14 protein-coding genes and 1 pseudogene are annotated in these 8,916 nt (G+C 33.6%); 7 read left to right on the forward strand and 8 right to left on the reverse strand.

Going from position 1 to position 8,916, the window contains the following annotated elements:
• Positions 1 to 79 precede the first annotated feature (79 nt).
• From F6K54_RS34135 to F6K54_RS34150, 4 genes are all read right to left on the reverse strand, one after another.
• Complete coding sequence (locus F6K54_RS34135) at positions 80 to 379, reverse strand: hypothetical protein (RefSeq protein ID WP_293088019.1); 300 nt, start codon at positions 377 to 379, stop codon at positions 80 to 82.
• 172 nt (positions 380 to 551) lie between these two features.
• A complete protein-coding gene (locus tag F6K54_RS34140) occupies positions 552 to 854 on the reverse strand; it encodes a hypothetical protein (RefSeq protein WP_293088021.1) in 303 nt (100 codons plus the stop codon).
• 222 nt (positions 855 to 1,076) lie between these two features.
• A complete protein-coding gene (locus F6K54_RS34145; RefSeq protein WP_293088023.1) occupies positions 1,077 to 1,223 on the reverse strand; it encodes a hypothetical protein in 147 nt (48 codons plus the stop codon).
• A gap of 32 nt (positions 1,224 to 1,255) precedes the next feature.
• Positions 1,256 to 1,645 carry a hypothetical protein gene (locus F6K54_RS34150; RefSeq protein ID WP_293088024.1) on the reverse strand — a complete coding sequence of 130 codons (390 nt, stop codon included), beginning with the start codon at positions 1,643 to 1,645 and terminating at the stop codon, positions 1,256 to 1,258.
• 1,264 nt (positions 1,646 to 2,909) lie between these two features.
• Between F6K54_RS34150 and F6K54_RS34155 the strand changes: the two genes are divergently transcribed.
• A complete protein-coding gene (locus F6K54_RS34155) occupies positions 2,910 to 3,086 on the forward strand; it encodes a hypothetical protein (RefSeq protein WP_293088026.1) in 177 nt (58 codons plus the stop codon).
• Between the two features lie 57 nt (positions 3,087 to 3,143).
• Here F6K54_RS34155 and F6K54_RS34160 read toward each other — a convergent pair whose 3' ends face one another.
• The 3 genes from F6K54_RS34160 to F6K54_RS43375 form a co-directional block, all read right to left on the reverse strand.
• Positions 3,144 to 3,410, reverse strand: a complete 267-nt coding sequence (locus tag F6K54_RS34160) for a transcriptional regulator (protein WP_293088028.1) — start codon at positions 3,408 to 3,410, stop codon at positions 3,144 to 3,146.
• A 469-nt stretch (positions 3,411 to 3,879) separates the two neighbouring features.
• Positions 3,880 to 4,110 carry a zinc-ribbon domain-containing protein gene (locus tag F6K54_RS43370; protein ID WP_366558310.1) on the reverse strand — a complete coding sequence of 77 codons (231 nt, stop codon included), beginning with the start codon at positions 4,108 to 4,110 and terminating at the stop codon, positions 3,880 to 3,882.
• 20 nt (positions 4,111 to 4,130) lie between these two features.
• Positions 4,131 to 4,400, reverse strand: coding sequence for a hypothetical protein (locus F6K54_RS43375; protein WP_366558311.1), 270 nt, complete (start codon positions 4,398 to 4,400; stop codon positions 4,131 to 4,133).
• 107 nt (positions 4,401 to 4,507) lie between these two features.
• On the opposite strand from F6K54_RS43375, the pseudogene F6K54_RS34170 reads away from it, so the two are divergent.
• A pseudogene (locus tag F6K54_RS34170) lies at positions 4,508 to 4,842 on the forward strand (circularly permuted type 2 ATP-grasp protein); the annotation flags it as partial.
• A 41-nt stretch (positions 4,843 to 4,883) separates the two neighbouring features.
• Here the strand turns inward: F6K54_RS34170 and F6K54_RS34175 are convergent.
• Positions 4,884 to 5,027 carry a hypothetical protein gene (locus F6K54_RS34175; protein ID WP_293088030.1) on the reverse strand — a complete coding sequence of 48 codons (144 nt, stop codon included), beginning with the start codon at positions 5,025 to 5,027 and terminating at the stop codon, positions 4,884 to 4,886.
• Between F6K54_RS34175 and F6K54_RS34180 the strand changes: the two genes are divergently transcribed.
• From F6K54_RS34180 to F6K54_RS34200, 5 genes are all read left to right on the forward strand, one after another.
• Positions 5,026 to 5,268 (forward strand): circularly permuted type 2 ATP-grasp protein, encoded by a 243-nt coding sequence (locus F6K54_RS34180; protein WP_375342022.1) that lies wholly within the window; start codon positions 5,026 to 5,028, stop codon positions 5,266 to 5,268. The genes F6K54_RS34175 and F6K54_RS34180 overlap by 2 nt on opposite strands.
• An 872-nt stretch (positions 5,269 to 6,140) precedes the next feature.
• The gene (locus tag F6K54_RS34185; protein ID WP_293088032.1) at positions 6,141 to 6,350 is read left to right on the forward strand and encodes a DUF3285 domain-containing protein; all 210 of its coding nucleotides are present in this window, start codon (positions 6,141 to 6,143) and stop codon (positions 6,348 to 6,350) included.
• A 38-nt stretch (positions 6,351 to 6,388) separates the two neighbouring features.
• Complete coding sequence (ybeY, locus tag F6K54_RS34190) at positions 6,389 to 6,934, forward strand: rRNA maturation RNase YbeY (protein ID WP_293088034.1); 546 nt, start codon at positions 6,389 to 6,391, stop codon at positions 6,932 to 6,934.
• A 283-nt stretch (positions 6,935 to 7,217) separates the two neighbouring features.
• Positions 7,218 to 7,736, forward strand: a complete 519-nt coding sequence (locus F6K54_RS34195; RefSeq protein ID WP_293088036.1) for a diacylglycerol kinase family protein — start codon at positions 7,218 to 7,220, stop codon at positions 7,734 to 7,736.
• Positions 7,737 to 8,458: 722 nt separating this feature from the next.
• Positions 8,459 to 8,916, forward strand: a 458-nt coding sequence (locus F6K54_RS34200) for an aminodeoxychorismate/anthranilate synthase component II (RefSeq protein WP_293088038.1), incomplete at its 3' end; no start/stop codon positions are given.

Consider the following 8,916-nt stretch of genomic DNA (forward strand, 5'->3'; position numbering starts at 1 on the left):
TAGAAATAGTCATTTTTTTTAATTTAAAAGTATCAGGACTTACGCATTGACAATAGATATAGTGTTTCGCTCAGTTACGCTACCTTACACTAGGCAGAGAGAGGTACTTATAACTGATAACTGATAACTGATAACTGAAATGGCGTTCTTGTGAAATTTCCTGTCTCACTTCTCGTACTAAATTCACTATATCCTCTCTTGATTTATATCCTGCCTCTGCTAAATCTTTAGCAAATTCTGACTGTAGCCTTTCTATAGGCATTAAAGAATATCGAGCAGATTTATTTTTCCTAAGTTCAACTATCATTTTTTCAATTAAACTAATTTGTTCAGAAACAGGAAGTTGTTTCGCTAAATTAAACACTTGTTCTAGCATCATAATATTACCTCAGTATGGGTTCTATAGCAGAAAAAAGCGATCGCTCCTTTTTCTCAGACTTTTTATCAAGAGCGATCGGCAAAGATTAAATACAGTTTTTTCCTGGAGCGAAAGGTAAACATTCAGTCAATATAATTTTATCCCTAGAAATTTTCCCAACTAAATAACCGAATTAATTCTTACTATTAAATCTTGCCAATAATTCCTCCCGCGATAACTTTAAAAGTAAAGGAGTAAATTCCTCTGAAGATAATGACGACATTGGTTGAATAATTTCTCTAAGTTCGTCATCTAAAGAATTAAACCTAAATTTCAACACACTTTCGATAATCTCCATTCGGACAGCTTGTGTTTTGCCTAGTTGTCTTCCTTGCTCTATTCCTGACAGATAAGCAGTTTCTAATTGTTGTAAAAAACGTGGTGATAAGCGTTGTAATAAACGTGGCTGTTGTAATAAATATGGTGGTAACTGCATAATTAACTCCCTATTTTATACTTCTAATTCTGAAATTTATTCTAAGTTACTAAGCAAAAATGATAATAATAACAAAACATTTAACCGAATTAATTCTCACTCTTAAATCTTGCCAATAATTCCTCCCGTGATAATTGTAATAGTAAAGGAGTAAATTCCTCTGGAGATAATGGCAGCATTGGTTGAATAATTTCTCTGAGTTGGTAATCTAAATAATTAAACCTATACTTTCAACACATTTTCGATAACTATTCGGCTACCTTGCTGAGTAGCAGTTTCTAATTGTTCTAATAATAGTGGTGATAAGCACATAATTAACTCCCTATCTTGTACTACTAATTCTGAACTTTCTTCTAAGTTACTACACAAGAATGATAATAATAAAAAAACATCTAACCGAATTAATTCTTACTGTTAAATCTTGCTAATAATTCCTCCCGTGATAATTGTAATAGTAAAGGAGTAAATTCCTCTGAAGATAATGACAACATTGGTTGAATAATTTCTCTGAGTTCGTCATCTAAAGAATTAAACCTAAATTTCAACAAATTTTCGATAACTGCGGTACGCTCCATTCGACTACCTTTCTGAGTAGCAGCTTCTAATTGTTCTAATAATAGTGGTGATAAACGCATAATTAACTCCCTATCTTGTACTTCTAATTCAGAACTTACTTCTAAGTTACTACGCAAAGATGATAATGACAACAAAGCATTTACCCGAAATTGATTATCTGGTGGCAATGCTTCTAATTCGTCAATTGCCTCTTGTTGTACTCTACCTCTACCCAAAATTCTTAACCATAGAGTGTCTAATGTCTTTGGTAATTGATGAATTACTACTAATCCTGTTCTAAAATATTCCGGTAATAAATAAACTCCTGAACCCCAATTTTCATCATCACTTTTAGCACCAAAACCCTCTAATATTGTCTTTGATGCTGTAGGTGTTAATATCCATAATTTCGGATAATTATTTTCATTCAGGCGGGTATTTTCCCGATTTGCTCGACGGATAAAATCTGTATTTACCTCTAATAATTTAAGTAAACAACTCCGAATTTCATCAATTGTTACAGGATTTATAAAGGGTTCAAATAAACAAATTGTTGTAGCTAATTTTCCTAATAATCCTAATGCTTCTGGAGAAACTTTTGGTTGAGTTGATGGTGCAAAAAAGACATCTTTTCACGGAAGTCAAAAGTTAAAAGTCAAAAGTCAAAAGTAAGAATTAAAGGAAGTCAAAAGTTACAGCAACGGAATTCAAAAGTTAAAAGTCAAAAGTCAAAAGTAAGTCAACGGAATTCAAAAGTTAAAAGTCAAAAGCAAGTCAACGGAATTCAAAAGTCAAAAGTAAAAAGCGAGTGCGTAATTCTGAGGTCCCCTCAGAATGTAAGACGCACTCAAGACAGTCAAAAGTAAGAATTAAAGAAAGTCAAAAGTTACAGCAACGGAATTCAAAAGTTAAAAGTCAAAAGTCAAAAGTAAGTCAACGGAATTCAAAAGTTAAAAGTCAAAAGCAAGTCAACGGAATTCAAAAGTCAAAAGTAAAAAGCGAGTGCGTAATTCTGAGGTCCCCTCAGAATGTAAGACGCACTCAAGACAGTCAAAAGTAAGAATTAAAGAAAGTCAAAAGTTACAGCAGGTGAAGTACAGAATAATTAATAATTAATAATTAATAATTAATAATTAATAATGTAACTATTCAGGTGTTGGAGTTGACAAATAATCATGTCTATGTATTTATCACTTTCCAGAAACCTTTTAGTCTTATTTATAGACTATTTAGTATTCTTAGATACAGTTTTCAGTTTTGAAACACTGAGTATGCACAAAATCAAGAATAATGCAACCCCAAGACCTGAATGCTTACTTAATAATTAAATAATTCTGGTTTAAAGCCGACCCTTTTAAGGGGAAAAAAAGCGGTCGAGGGATGGCGAGGTCTCCTCGCCATATCCAATCAACCAAGAGAAGAAATAATATTTCCTGATATTCAATCCTCTCGGTTTTAACCAGAGGTAATTATCAATTATCCATTATCAATTAATGAACCATGAGATACGAAAAACTAGGATTTGAGATTGCTTCCCTATGGGTTACAATGACGAAAATACTAGGACTAAACTCCAACTACGAACCTAATAATAACTGTTCTACAGAAGTAGTCTATCTATTTGAAAACCTCTATAAAACTCATACAAAACCAGATTTTTCCTTCTCTCCTAGATAACTAAACACCTTCTTTATTCTTCCTTCTTCCCTCTTCCTTCTTCCTTCTTCCTTCTTACTAAAAATCTTGGCAATTTGCCTGTACAATTTTTCGGACTTCTCCAGGTTCTAATTTTATTAATTTCTTAGTTGCTTGAATTTGAGTAGGCTGATTTTCTAAATGTTGACGCTCAATTAATTCCCATTCTTCTGCTGTTTTCGTATAGCGTCTAGATGTAGCTCTATCCATATTCATAGATGTCGCAACTTCATTTAGAGAAGCCCATCCTGGTTGATTTCGCATTCTATGTAAATAGCGAGTCATTATATCAATATCAATTTTCATTGTCTATTTTCCTAATTATTTTTCACTATAGTAATATGATTTGAGTTGTGAGATATTGGAAACTTTTAGGGAACAGGGAACAGGGAACAGGGAACAGAGAAGAAGAAAAAACGTACCATATTAATATAATAATTGCTATATTCTATACTTTTAAGGAACACTTCAATTCTCACAACTGATTCCTGATTGCTATATATATAATTTGGTTAAAAAAGAGTATTACAAAGAGTTGAGGAAAGAAAGAAGTAAGAAAAAAAGCAATAATAATGATTAATTTTATTGCTCAATTAGATAAATAAGTTTTGACAAAAGCAACCATCGTCAAAATTGTCTATTCTTGATAGAAAATATCCCTCGCCCTTGGTTAATATAAGTAAGATCATAATTGAAATAATTAATTATAAAAAAGTCTTTGTTTGTAGACACGTTTAAGGGAACTACACGCCTAAATAAAATTTCAAGACTAACATTACAATTGATAACCACAACTAGAACAAAAGCGATCGCTTGTTTGTACAGCAGTACCACATTGGGGGCAAAAACGCTTCCCAGAAGTTGCAGAGGAACTCGACCCCATTTCCATCGATATATTACCCATCCGCATCTGCATTGGGTTCATCTTCATTTTCATATCGCCCATTTTCATCGGTTCCATCGGTTTCATCGGTTCCATTGGTTTCATCGGTTTCATCGGTGGCATACTTGTGCTGGGTGTCGCCTCTACTTGTTCATAGGTGTCCCACTTATGGCACTTATTCCACCTGCCTGCAACTGAACAAAAGATTGTCCCTGTTCCGAGTCTATACGCAAAATTACTCCAGTAGCAGTCTTAAACAAAGTGGGTACTACAGTCCATTTACCAATTTGAAATCCTGTACTTGCCTGTTGTTGTTGACCTGGAGTACTACTAGAAAGAGTTACCACAGTTTGCATTCCCTGATTTTCAATATAAACTTGCTGGCCATTACTAAGATTGCATTTGTAAGCCATAATTTTTAGTCGATCATTAGTTAATTGTATCTATTATAACAATTTTACTGATAATAATTGTTACTCTTTTATGTAAATTTTACACTTATTTAATATAATAATTAAAGTTTAATCATCCTACTAAGGGTTTGCAGCAAGTTGATGTTATTTACAGACAAATGGATGATAATTTTATCGATCCTTTAGCTTTTAATCCTGAATCTTTATTAGGAATTCCAGGGTTAATGGAAGTTGATCGTAATGGTCGTGTTGCCCTTGCTAATGCTTTGGGAACTGGTGTAGCGGATGATAAAGTTATTTATGCTTATTTACCGGAAATGATTCGTTATTATCTTGATGAGGAGAAAATTTTACCTAATAGACATCTCCAAAAATAAAAAATAAAATCAATTATCGTACATAAATTATCAATTATTTCCCCCTGTTCACTTTTCCCTGTTCCCTGTTCCCTCTTTTCTGGAGATGTCTAATGTTCCTACCTATTTATGTGGGGAAAAAAACAGTTATATCATGTCCGGTAGCATCGTTTGTGTATAAAATTAAGGTGACAATAAGAGAAAACCTTCTGCCTCCTGCCTCCTGCCTTCTGCCTTCGGACCACCAAAGTCTAATTATTAAACCGGACATGATATTAGACCATGTGTTAGTAAATCTGGATAAACTTGTGGTTAAATCTGCCAATGAAGCTGGTGATTATGGGATGTTATTAGGAACTCAATCAACTGTCAAGCAAAGAGCAGAGTTTGCAGAAAAAATTAAAGCTAATCCCCGGAACTATATTGCTCAACCAACTCTATCTTTATCTAGAGTTCCAACTATAATAGATGATAAATTTGAGGGTTGTCATGTTGATTTACCGAATAATTAATAATTAATAATTAATAATTAATAATTAAATAATTCGCGCCTTGAAGCCTCCCCTTTTAAGGGGAAAAAAGTGGTCTCCGGATGGCGTTTTGCTCCGCAACATATAAAGCGGATCGGCTCTGTCAAGAGCGGGTCCCCTCGCCATATCCAATCAACCAAGAGAAGAAAAAATATTTCCTTATATTCAATTCCGTAACGGTTTTAACCAGAGGTAATTATCCATTATCCATTATCCATTATCCATTAATGAAGACCTTATATTTTATATGGTAAAGAAATTTATGTTCATCCTGGTGGTTTGACTAGAGTGGCAATGAAAAAAAGGTTCTTTAGTAGTTAATTCTTCCCAAGGTGGAGGTAGTAAAGATACTTGGGTTTTATCAGAATAAATGTATCATCTAAGTAGGTAGGCGTTAAAATTTATAGTTAGATGAAGGCAGAAGGGAAGAGCTTTAAGAGCTACTTTACTTTTTGTTACATACTTAGTTTTTTTCGTGCCTACCTACTTAATTTAGAGGAACTTTTAACAGAAAATTTGACTTGTAAAAAATGTCTAAACTCAGGAAAATTAAGATAGCAACTCAAAGGTTTATTTCTGGGTTTTGATTAATTAATTTTACCTTCTTCCTTCTTCTGTGTTCCTAATTAATTATTTAATTCATCGTTCCTTCTGCCTTCTGCCTTCTGCCTTCTGTCTTTTTATCAATATATTTGAGCTGTAAGGCAGAAAATTTGATTAACCAACAATCAAGAGTCAATGTATAGACACAAAACGTAATATTATTGTTATAGTAGTATCAACTTTATCGCAAATTCAAAACTCAGCTCAAGATAAACAACTACTACTAAAAAACTGTAAATATATAGATTTTTATGAATAATTTATCTTCATCAACTCAAGAATCCAGAGAAACACAGACACAGACAGAAACTAATACTTCCAAAACTGAACCAAAACCCAGTTATGTCAAACTGGCCATGAGAAATATGGTCAGGAAGGGTGCTACATCACTCAAACATTTTGCCCTGACAACCATTGCACTTGTAGGTATATTGGTTGGCCTTGCTTATCTAACGCGATAAATAAAATCACATTTTTGAGCGGAAAGGAGAATTTACTGTTGTATCTGGAAGTAAGTGTTCAGGATTATTTCTGGTCATCCTCTCTCTCAGAAGTAGAAAAGTTAAAAGTCCAGGACAGCAAGGACGAACTTTATCCCATATCTTCTGAAAATTGGGCATATTGGTTTCGGAAATGGCTAGAGATTCTACAACCAAATATTCCACCTGCTCAAAACTACGAACTTAGTCTACGTCTGACAGGGGATAGCGAAATCCAAATCCTTAATCATCAGTATCGTTATCAGAATCAACCAACAGATGTTTTAGCTTTTGCCGCTCTGGAAGTAAATGTTCCAATTCCAGAAGTAATAGATTCTGATTTACAACTATATCTTGGTGATATAGTAATTTCTGTTGATACGGCCCTTCGGCAAGCCAGACAACAGAAACATTCATTAACAACTGAATTAGCTTGGCTAGCGGCCCATGGTTTTCTACACCTACTTGGATGGGATCATCTTGACGAACAGAGTTGGCAAGAAATGCTCAAACAGCAATTATTTTTGCTTCATGTCGTGGGAATTACTATTGAGAAACAAATATAGCGCTGTGCGCAGGCAACAGGCAACAGCTCATCTGGCAACCCACCCCTAACCCTCCCAGGAGGGGAATAAAAAGCTTATAATATAAGACTTTTAGCTATTGGACACCTCCTGTAATTTGTAAATATGCCAGCGCACATTGCTATAACTTTAGAAAATTGACAAGACTAAGGGTAAATTTTGAACTTTTTAGATAGACTATTAGTCGAGTTAGATAGACTATTAGTCGAGCAAGTCTTTGATTATCTGGGCCTTATTTATTAAATTGAACTGAGGTGGATAAATTATGAAACTGAACGAGTCATCAATGTCTTACAATGAAGCTACTTTTATACACAAAGCGAAAAATTCTTCTGCTACTTCTGCTACTAAAGTAAAGGGTTCTAAAAGTACAGTTAAACCTAATAGAGAATTATCTTGGCAAGTAGCAAATAGTCTTTTAATTAGCTTCAAATATGCTTGGGCAGGATTGTCTTATGCTTTCCAGACTCAACGTAATTTTCGGATTCATACTTTCATTGGTATTTTTGCTATTAGTTTGAGTATTTTATTAGATTTAAAACCAATAGAAACAGCAGTTATTGTATTAACTATTGGATTAGTTATGGCTATGGAATTGCTGAATACTGCTATTGAATCTGTGGTAGATTTAACAGTTAAAAAAAGTTACCATGAGTTAGCTAAAATTGCTAAAGATTGTGCGGCGGGAGCTGTTTTAATTTCAGCTCTTGTAGCGTTACTTATCGCAAGTTATCTGATTTTACCTCCATTATTAAGTCTGGTTATTAATACTTTTAGTAGCTAGTGTCGCTACGTGGAAGTTAAAATTCAAAAGTTCAAAGTCAAAAGTATTGATTTGTAAATTGTTTGAGGATTTTGTAACCAGTTATTTCCGCCATCCTGCACTAGGGATTATCACTTTGATTGATTAAACGGGGTGCTAGGTTTGAGATTTTGAGTTGATATTTAATGAAATTTTGAACAAGAGTTGGTTATTTACTAACAGTAAAAAGGTCTGGCAAACCTTCTTTTCCGTTACCGAAACATTGTGGTCTAAAGCCTCCTTTTTAAAGGTATAAAAAAAAGAGACTATTCCTTATGTCAAGCCTCCTTATTGCAGAGTTACTGATAACTGATAACTGAAGTGACTTGTTGCCTAAAAGCGGGTTCTTGACCAAACTTAAATGAAATTACTATATAAGTTTTTGCCATTATCAAAGTATCTAGCTTTTCACAGTAAAAATAATTTTTACTGGAGTAGAGTTCTAGGGATAATCAAAGTATTTTGAAAGTTGGTTAGTTAATAAATATTTCTAGCATGAGTGCAATGAAGCTAGAATTTTAATAAAATTAGACTGACTTTTTGTGCTTTAGTTGCTATTTTTATCTTTAGCTCAGTAGTACAACTTTAATCTTCTGAATCTTATAGTTGAGAAATTGTTTATCAAAATAGCTAATAAGATAAATTAGCGATCGCTCATTAATTAAGAGATTCAATATATCTAGGAAATAAAGGAGTAAAACACTTTGATTATAGTTATAGATAATTACGATAGTTTTACCTACAACTTAGTACAATATTTAGGTGAATTGGGTGCAGAATTACCAGTTGCAGCTAATGTTAAAGTTTACCGTAACGATAAAATTTCTTTGACAGAAATTAATGAGTTGAAACCTGATGGAGTGGTTATTTCTCCAGGTCCTGGCCGCCCTGAAGATGCCGGAATTTCTCAAGCATTAATCAAAGAATTAGGAGCAAGTTTACCTATATTGGGAGTGTGTCTTGGTCATCAAAGTATTGGTCAAGTATTTGGAGGAAAAATTGTTGCTGCCTCAGAATTAATGCACGGTAAAACTTCTGAAATTTATCATCAGGGAGTAGGAATTTTTGCAGGGTTAGATAATCCGATAACTGCTACAAGATATCATAGTTTAGTTATAGATCAGGAAAGTTTTCCTGAAGTATTAGAAATTACGGGATGGGA

This window comes from Okeania sp. SIO3B5, assembly GCF_010692555.1.
Taxonomy (GTDB): domain Bacteria; phylum Cyanobacteriota; class Cyanobacteriia; order Cyanobacteriales; family Microcoleaceae; genus Okeania.